Genomic DNA, 16,114 nt, shown 5'->3' on the forward strand with positions numbered 1-16,114 from the left:
AAGCCCGTTCGCCCGCTCCGTCGGCCCTGTCCCGATGGAGCGCGGCGCACGTGCGCGGCCGCGCTGCGCGCCTTGGTACCGTGGCGGCGGTGCTCGGGCTCCTCGTCGCGTGCGGCGCCCCGCTCTGCCCGTTCGCGATCGTCACCCGCCACCCCTGCCCCGGCTGCGGCCTCACGCGCGCGACGCTCGCCCTCGCGCAGGGCCACCTGGCCGACGCGCTGCGGCTCCACCCTCTCTCCCCGGTCATGGCGCCGCTCGTGATCGCCGCGCTCGCGTACAACGCGGCGATCTACGTGAAGGACGGCCGCATCGCGGCCGCCGAAGGGATGAAGGGCGCGTGGATCACGCGGCTCGGCATCGCGCTGGCGGTCCTGATGCTCGCCGTCTGGATCGCGCGCTTCCTCGGCGCGTTCGGCGGCCCCGTGCTGGTCTAGCAGCTAGCAGCTAGCAGCCGCGGACGCGGAGGGCTTCGCCCCTCCGGCGCGACACCGGACGCAGGGCGCGCACGGCGTGGGCGCCGCGCCGGGGCCAGCCGCGCTGCGAGCGCGCGAGCGGGGCGCCCGCGGGCACGCCGACGCGCAGCAGCACCTCGTAAGCACGCTCCAGATCGCTGCCGATCACGTCGAGCTGCTCGTCGGTCAGGCCCCGCTTCGCCTTGGGGAACAGGATGTCCTCCTCCTCGTCGGCGTGGTGGGCGAAAATGTCCCGCAGAAGCCGGAGGCGCGCCTCGAAGCGCACATCGGTCACGCGCGTGCGCAGCAGGTTGTCCGCCGCGAAGCGCGCGAGGCCGTGCTTCTCGTACGCGTCGTGGAGCGGCTTCCTGTCGCCGGCCATCCGCTCGGCACACACCGGATAGAGGTACGTCTCCTCGATGCGTACGTGCGCGTCGATCATCCGGGAGAGCTGCGCGACCATCGCCGTCCGGAGGCCCGGGCTGGGCTCGGCGGCGATGCGCGCCATCAGGGCGCTGACTTCGAGATGCTGCTGCTCCAAGAGATCGAGTGCGTCCATGGGGTTCCCCTCGCGTGAAGCTCACCGCCCCGCGCCGCCGCGCTTGAGCAGCGCGTGCACAGCCCCGGATCGCGGTGCCGGGCGGCGCGGTGCAGGCGGCACCGTCGTGGCAAGGAGCGGGCCGGCGCCGGGGCGCGCGGAGCGCTGCCTTGGCTACACCGGCACGCCGGCGAGGGCGTCGCGCATCGCCGAGGCGCTGGGGAAGCGGTGGTCGGGGTGCTTGGACAGGGCCCGCGAGAGCACCTCGTCGAGCACGCGCGGGACATCACGGCGCTCCCGCCGGAGGGGCACGGGCGCGGACCGCACGATCGCGACGAGCACGTCGAGATCGCCCCGGCCCCGGAACGGGAGCTTGCCCGAGAGGGCGTAGTAGATGAGCAGCGCGGCCGCGAACAGGTCGCTCCGCTCGGTGATCGCGCGGCTCCGCAGCGCCTGCTCCGGCGACATGAAGAGCAGCGTGCCGACGAGCGACCCGGGGCTGTCCGGCGTCACGCCGTCGCCCGTGTCGACGCCGGGCTCGTGCGCGAAGCCGAGATCGATGAGCTTGACCGTCGTCGCGCCCTCCCCTGCCCCGGCGCCCCGCGCCCCGGGGACGAGCAGGATGTTGCCGGGCTGGAGGTCGCGGTGGACGACCTTCGCCGCGTGCATCGCCGCGAGGCCGGCGAGGATCTGGTCGGCGAGGACGAGCGCGCGGCCGATCGGCAAGGGGCCGCGCTGCCGGACCTCCTCGCTCAGCGTCACGCCGTCGAAGAGCGGCATCACGAAGAACGGCCGCCCGTCCTCGAGGCGCCCCTCGCCGAGCACGGGGCAAACGTTCGGGTGGTCGATGCGGCGGGCGAGCCGCACCTCGCGGGCGAACCGGCTCTCGATCCCGGAGTCCCCCGCGTGCACGCGCCGGAGCGCCTTGAGGGCGACCGGCTCTCCCGTCGCGGCGCGGCGGGCCGCGTACACCGCGCCCATCCCCCCCTCGGCGATGAGCCGCTCGATGTGCAGTCCGTGCTCTGTACGACCGACGAGCGGGTCGACGGCCAGCCGCCCACACGCCGAGGCCCCCGTGGTGATCCCGCCTACCGCCCCGGCCCCACGCCCCGGCGGGAGCCCCTTCGGCGCCCCCCGCTCGCGGCCCGCGTGGCGGACGATCCCGGAACGAGGCGGCAACTGTCGCTCCTCGGCTGGACCGCGGCCCGCGTCGGCAGGGTCAGGCAGCGCCTCAGCGATCACGGACCTCTCCCTGGCCGAACCGGAGGAGCAACGCAGTTGGGAGCCAGGATCCACGTAGAGAACCTCGTCAGAAATTACCTGACGAGTGTCCATGGACCAGGCCCGCCAAGCAAGCGGATTGGGTGCCGAAACGACCAACGACGTGTGGGTGCACCTCCGGCTTATGTCCCGTTTCTACTCAGTTTTTGCCCGGACGAAGCGAACCGCCCAAGGCGTTTCCGGACGGTCAGGAAAATCCTGAAGGAAATTGCGTCCCGATCCCCGTTACCTTCGCGGCGCACTCCTCACTACATGCCGAGGGCGACGACGTGGCGAAGCGTCTTGATCTCATTCTCGTGATCGACGTGGAATCGACCTGCTGGGACGGCGACCCGCCGCCGGGCGAAGAGAACGAGATCATCGAGATCGGCGTGTGCCCGCTGGAGGTCTCCTCGTGCCGGCGCCGGGAGCGGCGCTCGATCCTGGTGCGCCCTGAGCGCTCGCGCGTGAGCCCGTTCTGTACGGGGCTCACGACGCTGACGCAGGCGGATGTCGACGCGGGCGTGTCGTTCAGGGAGGCGTGCGCGACGCTCCGGAGCGAGCTCAAGGCGCAGGATCGCCTCTGGGCGAGCTACGGCGACTACGACCGGCGCATGTTCGAGCGGCAGTGCCAGTCGCGCGGCGTGCCGCTCCCGTTCGGGCCGAGCCACCTCAACGTGAAGAGCCTCTTCGCGGTGACGCACGCGCTGTCGCGGGAGGTGGGGATGGCCGAGGCCCTGGAGCGCGCCGGCCTGCCGCTCGCGGGCACGCACCACCGCGGCGTCGACGACGCCCACAACATCGCGGGCCTGCTCGCGCACCTCCTGCTGGCCGCGCGGCGGTGACGCCGGCGGCGCCGGGCGCTCAGGCGATCGGCGCCGCCTCGAGGGTCTCGGGCTGCGCCCCTGCGGCGTTCCGGGGCGGTGGTTCGCCGGCGGCGGCGCCTCCGGGCGACACCGCTCGCTCGTCGTCTCCCGCGGCGGTCGCCCCGGCCGCGGCGGGCGGCACGGTCGCCGCGGCGAGGAGGTAAGCGAGGCCCGCGCCGAGCAGCAGGGCGCTGTAGCCGAGGTTCAGCGCGCACAGGGCGCCGAGGGCCATCGCGGTCGCGCCCGCGAAGGCGCAGAGCGCCCAGCACCACGGCAGCAGCGCCGACGAGACCGAGTCCACGATCTTGACCCCGAGCGGCACGAGCGAGCCCGCGAGCACGCCGAACGGCACGAGGATCGCGATGGCGAGGAGCGCGCGCGGGAAGGCCCCGAGCCCGAGGCCCCACCGCGCGAGCGGCACGAGGCCCACCGCCGAGAGCGCCGCGGCCACGGCGAGCGCCTCCGCCACCCTCGCGGAGACCGCCGTCGCGGCGCCCGGGGCCACCCGGGCGGTGAGGTAGCCGCCCACGCCGGCCGAGACAAGGAGGATCACGAGCACGGCCGGGAGCTCGTGCGCGGGCAGGTCGAGCAGGAGGAGAGCGTGCCGGAACACGGCGAGCTCCACGAGGGCGAACCCCGCGCCGATCGCCGCGAAGAACGCGAGCGCTCGGGCGGGCGGCGTCGACGACGCGGTCGACGCGCGCGCCGTCGGCGCGGGCGCGTCCTGCGGCGCAAGGCGCCCGCGCCGACGGCGCGCGGCGAGCGCCGGGAGCAGCACGCCGAGCGCGGAGAGGACCGCGCCGACGGCGAGCAGCAGCGCGAGCGCGAAGAGGGCGGTGTGCCCGGCGCGGAGGGCCCCGACGTCGCCGAGCACCGCGGGCAGGCGGCGCGCCGGGACGGTGTACGCGAAGAACGGCCTGTCGTCGGTGGGCGGCGTCAGATCGGCCTCCGCGGCCGCGCCCTCGGCGACGCGCGCGGCCGCCGCGGGGGCCGTGGGCGCGGCCGCCGCGACGAGCAGGCTGCGGACCGGGGTCGCCGGGCGGTCGGGGGCGAGGACCTCCGAGAACCTGTGCTTGCGGCAGTGGCGGCGGAGCGCGTCGACGTCCTCGCGCGCGAGCGGCGTGCGCCGGGCGAGCAGCGCGGTCCTCTGCGCGGCGCTGCACGCGAAGAGGTGGTCCTTCGGCGCGGCCACGCCCGCGCGGCGCAGCGCCGCGGTCACGAGCGAGAGCAGCCGATCGAAGTCCGCGTCCGCGCGGGTCAGGACGAGCGTGCCTTCGGGCAGGAGGCGCGAAAGGAAGTCCCCGACGCCCTCCAGCGTGTGGAGCCGGCTCTCCGAGAGCGCGAGCGCGCCGGTCGTCGACGCTTCGACCGTGTCGGCCGACGGGATCACGATGTTCCTGAAGAGCAGCGGCGTGCGCCGGGCGAAGCTCCGCCCGTCGCCCACCACGAGGTGGACCTCGGGCTTATCGAACAGGTTGCCGCTGAACGCGGCGTACCTCCCGCGCATCACCTCGAGGACGCCGCGGTCGCCCTCGACGGCGACCACGTCCTTCTGCCCGGCCTTGAGCGCGGCGCGCACGTCGCGCCCGCCCCCGGCGCCGACGACGAGCGCGGGGCCCTGGTCCTTGTGCAGCGCGTACGCCATGTCCTCGGGCTGCGGCGGGGGCGTCGTCTTCGCGTCGAGGATCGGGCTCGCCGCGGCGCCGCCGAGCCGCATCAGCGCCGCGCCGGCCTTCGGTCGATCGACGGAGATCAGCGAGCGCTCGGTCCAGGCCTCGTGCTCGGTCCGGTCGGGCGACGGCCGGCGGATGCCGGCGAGCCGGAGCCACGGGGCGCCGACGTCGCCGGCGAGCAGCACGAAGGAGCCGAGCACGAACGTGGCGACGAGGCCGCCGGGCGCCCGCTCCTCGCCCTCGCAGCAGCGCGACCCGAGGTAGAAGAAGATGCCCGCCACCGCGAAGAAGATCGCCGCCGCGAGCGCGGCGCGGGGCGCGCCCGCGCGGAGCGCGCCGGCCGCGGCGAGCCCGCCGAGCGCGCCGCCGACGAGATCGAGCAGGTAGAGCCGGGGCATCTCCGGCGCCGCGTGCCGGATCGCGGCCGCGAGCGCGAGGCCCGCGAGCGCGAACGGGACCGTGGAGGCCGCATAGCACAGCGCGAGCCACGGGAGCGACCCCGGCGCGGGGACGGACAGGGGCTCGCGGTGCGCGAGCAGGATGACCGCGGCGAGGGTCGCGCCCGACGCGAGCGCGGCGAGGGTCGCCATGCGGGCGAAGAGCGCCGGCGGGCGGGCGAGCGACGGCACGACGTAGAGCAGCGCGCCGCCCACGCCCGCGCCGACGAGCGACAGCGAGAGCGCGAGGAACGCGTGGATCTCGCCGAACAGCGCCGCGTAGATCCGCGCGAGCGAGATCTCGAGCAGGACCGAGGCGCACGCGAGGGCTGCGACGCCGCTGAAGAGGCCGCTCCGCTGGGGGACCCGCATGGGCCCGCTCCTACCACAGCGCGAAGCGGCGTTTCACCTCTCTCGACCGAGCGGGGCGAGCGGCCACGGCGCGAGCAGCGGCACCGGGCCGCTCGGCCGGAACCCGGGCGCGCCGCCCTGCGCCTCCGCCTCGGCCCCCGCCGGAGCGCCCTTCGCGCCGCGCGGCGGGTGCCCGCCCAGGCGCGGCGCCGCCGCGCCGCTCTGTTGGCCCGGGCGCGGCGCCGCCGCGCCGCTTTGTCGGCCCAGGCGCGGCGCCGCCGCGCCGCTTTGTCGGCCCAGGCGCGGCGCCGCCGCGCCGCTTTGTCGGATCGCGCGCGCGCACTCATCGACGGTCAGGCGGCGCGGCCCGTACGCGGAGGCGTTGGCCGCGTCGGCGTCCATCAGCCGGGTCGGCGTGTCGATCCCGAAATCGTCCGGGTGCCCCGGCTCGTCGAGCAGCACGTGGCCGAGCTCGTGCGCCAGCGCGAACGACGCGCGATCCGCGCGCAGGCCGGCGCGATCCTCGATGATCGTGTTCCGGATCGCCCCGCCGTCGGCGAAGATGAACGACTCGCCGATCCGCCCGCCGCCCGCGAAGCTTGGGACCATCACGACATCGACGGTCGAGGGGTCGCCGTCGTCGAACGCCTTGAGCAGCGCCCGCTCCTCGACCGTGCCGGCGATGGCGTCCGTGTCGCTGAAGTGCTGGAGGCCGTCGTCGAGGTCCACGGCGCCGATGCACGCCGTGAGCGTCGCGTCGGTGCTCAGCGCGCCCGCCGCCGGCGGCTCGATGGTCGCGAGCGCGCCGCCCGGCCGCCGCACGAGCACGTCGGAGGTCCCGTAGGCGCCCGCGCCGATGACCGGGTTGTCGGAGAGGCGCACCGAGAACCCCGCCGCGCCGATCGCCGCGGCGACGGCCCGGGCCGCCGCGTCGGGGCGCGCGCGGGGCGCGATCGCCGCGGTGACCTCGTGGCCGTCGACGCGCACCCGGATCGCGCCGCCGCTGGCCGGCAGGCCGTGGTCGCAGCCGATCGCGAGCAGGTGCGGGCGCGGCGGATCGACGAAGGTGACGTCGAGCGCCTCGGGCGGGCCGAAGCTCACGCCGCACGCGCCCCAGAGGGCGTTCGCCCGCTCGACCTCCGCGCGCGCGATGGCGAGCGCGCCCGCGTCGTCGCCCCCCATCGGCGGCGGGCCGCCGGCGCGGGGGCGCACCATGACGATCCGGAGGCGCGCGCGCGTGCGCCCGAGCGGCCCGAGCGGCGAGGCGCGCGGGCCGGCGACGCGGATCATCTGGACCTTCGGCCCGCCGGGCAGGGCGACGACGAGCGCCCCGCCGACCTCGCCCTTCACGGAGCGATCGACGATCATCGGGTGGCTGCGATCGATATCGTCCGCGACCACCCGGAGGGGGCGCGTCGATCCGCACACGAGGCCCGGCGGCACGTCCTCCGGGCACCGCACGTGGCCGAGCGGCACGTCGGAGAGGCGATCGATCACCCCGCCGGACGGCGCCGCGGAGTGGACGTCGAGCGTGAGCGGCAGATCCTCCGGCGCGCCGATGACGAGCAGCCGGATCGCGTCGGGATCGTCGAGGTTCGCGAACGGATCGTCGCCGAGCCGGTCCGGGGGCGTGCGCTGCAGCGAGGCGTGGGAGCGCGCCATGTCGATGCGCCGCCCGGCGCCGTCGATCGCGCGCACCTCGAACGCGCTGATCGTCCGCGCCTCGCCGAAGAGCGCGATCTCGCTGCGCCCGGCGCGGACCGCCTGGATCTCGACGCGGCGGGCGCCCGCGGGGATCGCCGCGCCGGGCTTGACCGGGCTGCCGTCGATGAGGAGCCGCAGGCCGGCGGGGATCGCCGCGGGCGCCTGGCTCGCGCCGCGCGGCGCGCGCAGCGCCAGGAGCTCCGGGGCAGGCGGCGCGCGGGGCTGCTCGCCGTCCGGCACGCCGTCGGCGTCGTCGTCGTCCAGATCGACCGCGACAAGCGCCGGCTCGGCCGCCGCAGCGCCGGCCGGGCCGAGCAGCCCGCCCAGGAGGATCGCGAGTGCAGACAGCCGCCTGTTCATGTCGTCATCGCCCTGCCCGCTCGCCCTCCCCGGCCAGTCTATCGCGACTCCGGCCGAGCGCAGCCGCCGCGGCGCGATAGGGCCGTCGGGAGCCCTCCGATGGCGGTGCGTCCCGCCCTGCGCCACGTGTCGCGCCATGGTCAGCGTCAGCGCCGTCATTTTCGGTGTCGACGGCACGATCCTCGACACCGTCGATCTGCACGCGGCCGCCTGGCAGCAGGCCTTCCGGCGGTTCGGCCGCGAGGTCCCGCGGGAGAAGCTGCGCGGCCAGGTCGGCAAGGGCGCGGACCAGCTGCTGCAGACGTTCCTCTCGCCCGAGGAGCTCGGCTGGATCGGCGCCGGGATCTCCTCCCTGCGCGACCAGATCTACGGGCGCGAGCTCCTCCCGGGCGCCCGGGCGTTCCCCTGCGTGCGCGAGCTGCTCCAGCGCGTCGCGCGCGACGGGCGCCGGATCGTCCTCGCCTCGCCGACGCCGCGCGGCGAGCTCGACGCCAGCGTCGAGCTCGCCCGGGTGGGCGATCTGGTCTCGTGGACGGTATCGGCTGACGACGCCGACAGGTCGAAGCCGCGCCCCGACGTCCTCGAGGCGGCGCTCGACCGGCTCGGCAGCGTCGATCCTCGCGAGGTCGTGCTCGTCGGCGACGCGCCGTCCGACGCCGAGGCCGCGGCGAAGCTCGGCCTTCTCTCGGTGGGGCTCCTCTGCGGAGGCTTCCCTGAAATGGAGCTCCTCGAGGCCGGGTGCGCGGCGATCTACCTCGATCCGGAGGATCTCCTCGCGCGCTACGGCGCGTCGCCGCTCGCGCCGCCGGGGGAGCGGCTCGCGTCGTAGCGACGCTCGGGCGGGCTCAGGAGGCACCGGGCGGGCGCGCGGCGCGCGCCGCGCGCGCGGCCACCGAGCGCTGGCTCTCCGGGGCGCCGAGCCGCTCCCGGAGCGCCCTCCGCTGCGCCTCGTCGATGGACGACGCGGCGGTCGCGCCGTCGCGGCGCTCCACCGAGTAGACGGCGTCGGGCGGCAGGAGGTCGAGGAGCGCGGGGCTCTCGGTCGTGAGCAGGAGCTGGCGCTGGGCGGACGCGCCGCGCAGGTACTCGAGGAGCGCAGGCAGCGCGGCGCGATCGACGCCCGCGTCGGGGTGCTCGAAGCCGGCGAGCACGAGCGGGGGCTCCTGCGAGAGCGCCGTGACCATGGCGGCGAGCCGCAGCGTGGCGTCCGGCTCGTCCGCGGCGGCCCGCCAGCGCTCGCGCCCGTCGCCGTCGACGCCGTGGCGCAGCTCCGGGACGAGGAACCCGCCGGACGACGACGCGCGGGCGCCGTCGACGTCGCCGATCACCTGGGACAGCCCCGCGAGGAACTGGTCCTGCCATCGCTCCTTCGCGAGCGCGCGGAGGACCGAGCCCCAGTTGTCGCCGCTCGCCTTGAGGCGCCGGGAAGCGCTGAGCTTCTGGGGCGAGCGCAGCGTGCGCGGCGCGAGGGAGTAGAGGACCGCCCGGCGCAGCTCGTCGAGCATCGGGGTGAGCGGTCCATCGGAGAGCAGCGGCAGGACGAGCTTCGTGCCGCTCACGGCGATGGGGGCGACGCCGCGGTACGCGAGCGTGCCGCTGCGCCCCTTGTCCTTGCGCGAGAACCCCTTCGGGCTGCCCTTCAGCCGGTCGAAGGAGACCTCGGGCGCGTCGCTTCCGGCGTCGAAGACCTCGCGCAGGCCAGGCTTGACGAGCCGCGTGAGCGCGCTGCGCTGCCACCACGCGGCCGTCTCGCTCTTGACGCGCGCCTCGCCCTCCCGCTCTCCCGGCGCGAGCTGCACGAGCCAGAACCCGTGGCCCTCGGTCCTGGAGACCGCGACCCCGAGCGTGGTGAGCGCGCCGTCGCCGCGCGCGCCCTCCAGCGCGCCGCCGCGCCGGTTCGCCGCCGCCAGATCGAACGCCCCGTTGGCGCACTCGGCGAGGAACCGCACCGCGTCGAGCAGGCAGCCCTTGCCCGAGCCCGGCGGACCGACGAGCGCGGTCAGCGACCCGAGCGTGAGCTCGATCCCAGCCCCGACGCTGCCGTAGTTGCTGACGTAGACGTGGGTGATCATCGCCGCGCGGAGCCTCGGTTCGAGGACGTGCACCCCCCACGGAGAGAGCCTGCCGTCCGGGCAGACCATCGCCCGTCACGGGCCGGCGATACGCGGCCCTCGGTCTCGGTACCGTCCTGAAAGTCTCCGATGCGCCCCACCCGACGAGGATCATCGAACGCCTCGCCAGCGATGTCCGCAACAAGATCCTTGCGGAAGGAGCGCCGCCCCTCGATGCGAGGCGGTCACACCCGCAGGATCGTAAGGCCCGGCACGTAATCGCGCAGGAGGCCCGCGTTCCGCGCGGTCGCATCGAACGCGCTGGAGCCCCGTTGGAGCGTTCCCTACGGCGCTCCACCTGAGCCGCTGATCTCGCCGGTCGAGCGTCGCTTCATGAACGCCACCGGCGAGAGCCCCGCGAGCTCACGGAACTCCCTGACCAGGTGCGGCTGATCGCAGTACCCGCTCGCGAGGGCGATCTCCGACCACGACCCGCGGGCGACCTGCGCGTTCGAGACGACGCGCTGGAAGCGGGCGATGCGCGCGTACTGCTTCGGCGAAACGCCGACGGTCGCAACGAAGGCGCGCCGCAGGTTCCGGGGGCTGACGTGGAGCGCGCTCGCCGTCTCTTCCACGGTGATCCCTCCGAGCGAGAGCTTCCGGAGCGCGGCGCGCGCGACGGCCGCCGATGCGGGCTCGAACACGTCGGGACCGAGCATGCGGCCCTCGAGGGCGCGTTCGATCGCCTCCAGGCGAGCCCGCGCGGGGTCCCGCGTGACGCCGGCCCCGACCGCCACCAGCTGCTCAAGCAGTGCGTCGGCGCGTCGGCCCCAGAGATCGCGCGCCGGAACGATGCGATCGGCGAGCTCGTCCATCGGCACACCGAAGAAGGGGTACGCGCCGCCAGGTCGAAAGACCACCTGCACCGCGAGCAGGAAGCGCGGCACGCGCTTGTACACGGCGCGCGTCTTGGGCCCGAGGACGACGATGTCGGCGCGATCCGCGTCGAGGAGGCGAAAGACCAGCGACGTCGTGCCATCGGGCAGCAGGTCGAGGTTCGTGACCGGCGGCGCGCTGGCGCGGACGGCGACGACGAAATTGCGGAGCACACGCGACGCCGGCGCGCCGGCCTCCGGAGGCGGGGCGCGCCGCGCGATCGCCTGTTCGATCGATCCCACCACGTTCGCCATCGTGGGCTCGCGTCGGACAGCCATCAACCCACCCGGCCCCGTCTCGGCCGTTTCCTCCAAGATTGCACGCCGGCACGGGCGCACGGTGCGGTCCAGCGAGGGCGCTTCAGCCCGAACCCCCAGGAGGACCACGATGAACCTCGACCACTACGTCACCCTCGGCCGCTCCGGGCTGCGCGTCAGCCCCCTGTGCCTCGGCGCCATGACCTTCGGCGAAGACCACGGCTTCGGATCCAGCGTCAAGGAGTCCGAGGCGATCCTCGATCGCTTCCTCTCGCGCGGCGGCAACTTCATCGACACCGCCAACGCCTACACCAAGGGCCACTCCGAGAAGATCATCGGCGATCACATCGGCCGCCATCCGAGCAAGCGCGACCGGGCGGTGATCGCCACCAAGTTCACCGCCAACCTCTACCTCGGCGACCCCAACGGGGGTGGCGCCGGGAGGAAGGCCATCTTCGCGCAGTGCGAGCAGTCGCTGCGCCGCCTGCAGACCGACTACATCGACCTCTACTGGATGCACGTCTGGGACAGGAACACGCCCATCGAGGAGACCGTGCGAGCCCTCCACGATCTGGTGGCGGCCGGCAAGGTCCGCTACGTCGGCGTCTCCGACACGCCGGCCTGGAAGGTGGCGCAGGCGCACGGCCTGGCGGGCTTCCGCGGGTGGGCGCAGTTCATCGCGCTGCAGATCGAGCACTCGCTCCTCGAGCGCACGGTGGAGGGGGAGCTCATCCCCATGGCGCGCGAGCTGGGCCTCGGCGTCACGCCCTGGTCGCCCCTCAAGAGCGGCGTGCTCTCCGGCAAGTACACGCGGGAAAATGCCGGCAAGCACAAGACCGATCGCGGCCCGTTCGTGCTCTCCGCGCTCACCGACAAGGCGTACGCCATCGTCGACAAGCTCGTCGAGATCGCCAGGGATCTCGACACCACGCCGGCGCGCGTGGCGCTCGCCTGGGTGGTGGCCCGGCCGGGCGTCACGTCCACCATCATCGGCGCGCGCACGCTGGCGCAGCTCGACGACAACCTCGCTTCCCTGGAGGTGAAGCTCGCGCCCGATCAGGTGGCCGCGCTCGACGCGCTCTCGGCGCCGACGCTCGACTTCCCCGCCGGCTTCCTGCGCGTGGCCGGCACGTTCATGAACGGCGGCACGACGATCAACGGCGAGAGCGCGCCGGCATGGCCGATGGCGCCGAAGAACGACAGCGAGCGGTACTGAGCACGCACCGAGCGCCCGTGGGGGCGCTCGTCCGAGTCTCCGTCGCGGCAGCGCCCCCCGGCGCCCTCACGCCGTCCGCGAGAGCGTTATCGCGAGCGCCTCGCCGTCGACGTTGACCTCGCGCCGCTCGGCCTGCCCCCACGCCGCGGGCGCCGCGCCCAGCACGAGCTCGGCGGCGAGCGCCTCCTGCATGAGCATCTCGCGCGCCGCCTCGGCGACCTTGCGGGCCCGCTCGCCGCCGTCGAGCGCGAGCCGGATCCGCTCGGTGAAGCCGAGGTCGAGCTCCTTGCGCAGCCCCTGCACCCGCGAGAGGATCTCCCGGCCGAGCCCCTCGTCGCGGAGCGCGTCCGTGAGCGCCGTGTGCAGCACGACGACCCCCGCGCGGCCGCCGGCCGCCGCGAACCCCTCGCCCGCCTCGACCGCGACGTCGATCTCCTCAGGGCCGAGCTCGACCTGCTCGCCGTCGAGCGCGATCGCGATCTTGCCCTCGGTCGCGAGCGCCGCGCGGAGCGCCGCCGCGTCGGCCTTCGCCAGCACCTGCTTCGCGAGCTGCACCTTCTTGCCGAGCTTCGGCCCGAGCGCGCGGAAGTTCGGCTTGAGCACGTAGCGGACCGCGCTCCCCTCCTCGCCGGGCTTCAGGAAGCGCACCTCGTGGACGTTGAGCTCCTCGGCGATGAGCGGCACGTGCTCGGCGAGCGCCGCCGCGAGCCCCTGCTGCGACAGCACGACGTCGGCCCGCGAGAGCGGCTGCCGCACCTTGAGCTTGTTCGCCGTGCGCACCTGCAGGCCCAGCGAGACGAGCTCGCGCACCGCGCGCATCTCGATCGCGAGCGGCTCGTCGACCGCGGCGGCGTCCGCCTCCGGGAACGCCACGAGGTGGACGCTCTCCGGCTGCGACGCGGGCCACGGCCGCCGCACCAGGTTCTGGTACATGGCCTCGGCGAGGAACGGCGTGAACGGCGCGCTCAGCTTGGCGAGCGCGACGAGCACCTCGTACAGCGTGAAGTACGCGTCGCGCTTGTCCTGGGCCGCCCGCACGGTCCCCGGCGCAACCTCCAATGTATCGCCGATCGAAGGGGCCCAGAAGCGCGCGCGGCTCCGGCGGACGTACCAGTTCGAGAGCGCGTCCACGAGGTCGACCAGCCGCTGCGCCGCCTCGTAGAGCCGGTACTCGTCGAGGTGCGCCGTCACCTCCCGCGTCGAGAGCGCGAGCTCCGACAGGATCCACCGGTCGAGGAGCGACCGCTCCCGCGCCGGCCTGTAGCCGGCGCTCGCCGCGAGCGCCGCGGGCGACGTGTCCGTCGCGCCCGGGTTCCCCTCCGCGGGCGAGAAGCCGTCGATGTTCGCGTAGATGGTGAAGAACGAGTAGACGTTCCGGAGCTTGACCGCGAACTCCTTCTGGTACGCGCGCACGTTCGTGAGCGAGTGGCGCGTGTTCGTCCACGGCGGGGAGGACGCGTAGAAGAACCAGCGGAACGCGTCGGCCCCGGGCGCGGGCGTCGCCGGATCCTCGATGAAGACGCGCTGGTCCTGCGGGAGCCTGGGCACGTCGTTGGGCATCACCGAGAGCGCCTTGTCGGCCGGGGAGAGGCCCAGGCGATCGAGGTCTCCGCGCGAGAGCGCGACGATGCGGCGCGGGAGGCGCTTGTTGCCCGTCGCCGGCCTGAGCTCCAGCGTCAGCGCCGCGCCCTCGCGATCGGCGCGGTAGACCCGCACCTTCGCCGAGTCGCCCGTGAGATCGAGCCCCTCATAGTCCTCGCGCGCGATGATCGCGACGCCGTCCTTCGCCGCGCCGAGCCCGGCGCCTCCGCCGTCGGCCGCCGCGAACTCCATCCGGACGCGCTCCAGGATGACCTCGGGCGGCGTGTAGTTGCCCTTCGACTTGCTCTCCTTCTTGCCCTCGCGGTCGCAGACGTGCCCGAGCACGACGCACGTCTGGTACGGGTGCGGGTAGCTCCGGATCCGCGACAGCCCGAGCTTCTCCTGCGTCGCCTCGTCGAAGACCAGCGTCGAGACCATCAGCAGCGAGTAGAACCAGCCCCGCGTCTGATCGATCGCCTCGCTGATGAAGTCCGCCGGGAACGCGCGATCGAACAGCTCCTTCGAGCCCTCCGCGTGCGGGTAGCCCCACTGCGCGAACGGCATGCTCCCGCTGTCGAACCAGGCGTCGATGACCTCGGTCACGCGGCGCATCTCGCCGCCGCACGGGGGCCTGGGGGCGGAGCCCGGCTCGCCGGGCGGGCCCCCAGCCGCAAACGGACAGGGGAACGTCACCTTGTCGATCCACGGCTTGTGGACGATGAGATGATCGTTCAGGCCGGGGTCGGCCTTCTTGGCGTCGCGGAAGTGGTCGAAGGCGCGCGGGTTCAGCGCCTCGATCTCGGCGACCGAGGCCGGGGCGAGCTGGTGCTCCTCGTCGTTCGCGCAGACCCAGACGTTGAGCGGCGTCCCCCAGTACCGCTCGCGCGAGAGCGCCCAGTCCACGTTGTTGGCGAGGAAGTCGCCGAAGCGGCCCTCCTGGATGTGGGACGGGTGCCAGTGGACCGCGCGGTTGTTGGCGATCGCCTTGTCGATGTTGTCCCGGGTCCTGATGTACCAGGCCGGCCGCGCGAGCTGGATCAGCGGGTCGTCGTCCGCGCGCCAGCAGAACGGGTAGTCGTGGCGGTACTTCTCCTCGTGGACGAGCAGCCCGCGGGCCGAGAGATCCTTGATGATCAGCGGATCGGCGTCCTTCACCCAGAGGCCCGAGAACGCCGTGAGCCCCGGCTCGAACGTGCCGTCCGGCCGCACCGCGCAGAGCATCGGGACGTCGGCGCCCGGCTCGGCGAGCTCCGCGATCCGCCGCCGGTGCGCGTTGAAGTCGTCCTCGCCGAACGCGGGCGCGACGTGGACGATGCCGGTGCCGGAGTCGAGCGTGACGAAATCCGCGCCGAGGACGACCCAGTAGAGCGGCTCCGCCTTGCCGTCCTTCCTGCGCAGGGAGGCGCCCTCGAGCGACCTCGTGAAGGCGTCGAACGGCGGGCGGTAGCGCTTGCCGACGAGCTCGCTCCCCTTGAGCTCACGGAGGACGGGCAGGTCCCGCTTGAACTTCTTGGCGAGCTCCTCGCGCAGCGCCGCGGCCACGATGAGCTTGCCGGCCACGGGCGCCGCGCCCCCCGCGGGCGCGCCCGCGTCCACGACGACGTAATCGAACTCGGGCCGGACCGCGGCGTAGCCGTTCGACGGCAACGTCCACGGGGTCGTCGTCCAGGCGCAAAGCGCGGTGTCCGGCTCGTCGACGAGCGGGAACGCGACGAACACGCTGGGGTCGTCGACCGTCTTGTAGTTCGAGCCGACCTCGGCCGCGCTGAGCGCCGTCCCGCCCTGGGGCCACCACCAGCAGACGCGGTGGCCGCGGTAGAGCAGCCCCTTCCTGTGCAGCTGGGAGAGCGCCCACCAGACGCTCTCGACGTAGCTCCGGTGGTAGGTGACGTAGGCGCTGTCGAGGTCGACCCAGAAGCCGATCTTGTCGGTCAGGTTCTCCCACGCCTCGGTGTACCGGAAGACGGAGTCGACGCAGCGCGAGATGAACGGCTCGACGCCGTACCGCTCGATATCGGCCTTGCCGTGGATGCGCAGCTCCTTCTCGACCTCGACCTCGACCGGCAGCCCGTGCGTGTCCCAGCCGGCCTTCCGCGGCACGTCGTAGCCGCGCATGGTCTTGTACCGGGGAAAGACGTCCTTCACGGCGCGCGTGAGCACGTGGCCGTTGTGGGGCATGCCGTTGGCGGTCGGCGGGCCCTCGTAGAAGACGAACGTGCCCCGCGAGGGGCCGGTGGCGCGGGTCTCGGCGCGGAGCGTCTTCTCGAAGATGCGGCGCTGCTTCCAGAAGGCGAGGATCTTCGCCTCGTCGGCGGGGAAGTTCAGCTCGGTCGCCACCCTGTCGAACAGGGGCTCGGGCGGGCCGTCGGTCGGTTTCTTCGAGGACGCTTCGGACATGGCCGGGCCTAGTAGCAAGGCCCATTGCCAGCGTC

The 16,114-nt window shown here is 74.1% G+C and carries 11 protein-coding genes; 4 read left to right on the forward strand and 7 right to left on the reverse strand.

Going from position 1 to position 16,114, the window contains the following annotated elements; translation table 11 throughout:
• The first annotated feature begins 50 nt into the window (after window positions 1–50).
• Complete coding sequence (locus tag WME95_RS23515) at window positions 51–434, forward strand: DUF2752 domain-containing protein (protein WP_437910679.1); 384 nt, start codon at window positions 51–53, stop codon at window positions 432–434.
• Window positions 435–444: 10 nt separating this feature from the next.
• Here the strand turns inward: WME95_RS23515 and WME95_RS23520 are convergent, their stop codons facing one another.
• Together WME95_RS23520 and WME95_RS23525 are read right to left on the reverse strand one after the other, a co-directional pair.
• On the reverse strand, window positions 445–1,011 hold the full coding sequence (locus tag WME95_RS23520) for a hemerythrin domain-containing protein (RefSeq protein WP_012236860.1): 567 nt from the start codon (window positions 1,009–1,011) through the stop codon (window positions 445–447).
• Between the two features lie 153 nt (window positions 1,012–1,164).
• Window positions 1,165–2,169 carry a serine/threonine-protein kinase gene (locus WME95_RS23525; protein WP_437910680.1) on the reverse strand — a complete coding sequence of 335 codons (1,005 nt, stop codon included), beginning with the start codon at window positions 2,167–2,169 and terminating at the stop codon, window positions 1,165–1,167.
• A 371-nt stretch (window positions 2,170–2,540) separates the two neighbouring features.
• On the opposite strand from WME95_RS23525, the gene WME95_RS23530 reads away from it, so the two are divergent.
• Window positions 2,541–3,095 (forward strand): exonuclease domain-containing protein, encoded by a 555-nt coding sequence (locus tag WME95_RS23530; protein ID WP_437910681.1) that lies wholly within the window; start codon window positions 2,541–2,543, stop codon window positions 3,093–3,095.
• Between the two features lie 19 nt (window positions 3,096–3,114).
• Here the strand turns inward: WME95_RS23530 and WME95_RS23535 are convergent, their stop codons facing one another.
• Together WME95_RS23535 and WME95_RS23540 are read right to left on the reverse strand one after the other, a co-directional pair.
• A complete protein-coding gene (locus WME95_RS23535) occupies window positions 3,115–5,598 on the reverse strand; it encodes a hypothetical protein (protein WP_437910682.1) in 2,484 nt (827 codons plus the stop codon).
• A 33-nt stretch (window positions 5,599–5,631) separates the two neighbouring features.
• Window positions 5,632–7,641 (reverse strand): ImmA/IrrE family metallo-endopeptidase, encoded by a 2,010-nt coding sequence (locus WME95_RS23540; protein ID WP_437910683.1) that lies wholly within the window; start codon window positions 7,639–7,641, stop codon window positions 5,632–5,634.
• Between the two features lie 136 nt (window positions 7,642–7,777).
• Here WME95_RS23540 and WME95_RS23545 point away from each other — a divergent pair, with 136 nt between their 5' ends.
• Window positions 7,778–8,470, forward strand: coding sequence for an HAD family hydrolase (locus WME95_RS23545; protein ID WP_437554943.1), 693 nt, complete (start codon window positions 7,778–7,780; stop codon window positions 8,468–8,470).
• Between the two features lie 16 nt (window positions 8,471–8,486).
• On the opposite strand, the gene WME95_RS23550 is transcribed toward WME95_RS23545, so the two are convergent.
• Window positions 8,487–9,713, reverse strand: coding sequence for an AAA family ATPase (locus WME95_RS23550; protein WP_437910684.1), 1,227 nt, complete (start codon window positions 9,711–9,713; stop codon window positions 8,487–8,489).
• 323 nt (window positions 9,714–10,036) lie between these two features.
• The gene (locus WME95_RS23555; protein ID WP_437910685.1) at window positions 10,037–10,906 is read right to left on the reverse strand and encodes a helix-turn-helix domain-containing protein; all 870 of its coding nucleotides are present in this window, start codon (window positions 10,904–10,906) and stop codon (window positions 10,037–10,039) included.
• Between the two features lie 109 nt (window positions 10,907–11,015).
• Between WME95_RS23555 and WME95_RS23560 the strand changes: the two genes are divergently transcribed.
• Window positions 11,016–12,101, forward strand: a complete 1,086-nt coding sequence (locus tag WME95_RS23560) for an aldo/keto reductase (protein WP_437910686.1) — start codon at window positions 11,016–11,018, stop codon at window positions 12,099–12,101.
• A gap of 66 nt (window positions 12,102–12,167) precedes the next feature.
• Here WME95_RS23560 and WME95_RS23565 read toward each other — a convergent pair whose 3' ends face one another.
• On the reverse strand, window positions 12,168–16,079 hold the full coding sequence (locus WME95_RS23565) for a class I tRNA ligase family protein (RefSeq protein WP_437910687.1): 3,912 nt from the start codon (window positions 16,077–16,079) through the stop codon (window positions 12,168–12,170).
• Between the last annotated feature and the right edge of the window lie 35 nt (window positions 16,080–16,114).

The sequence above is a fragment of the Sorangium sp. So ce327 genome, from assembly GCF_051530205.1.
GTDB lineage: Bacteria > Myxococcota_A > Polyangia > Polyangiales > Polyangiaceae > Sorangium > Sorangium cellulosum_B.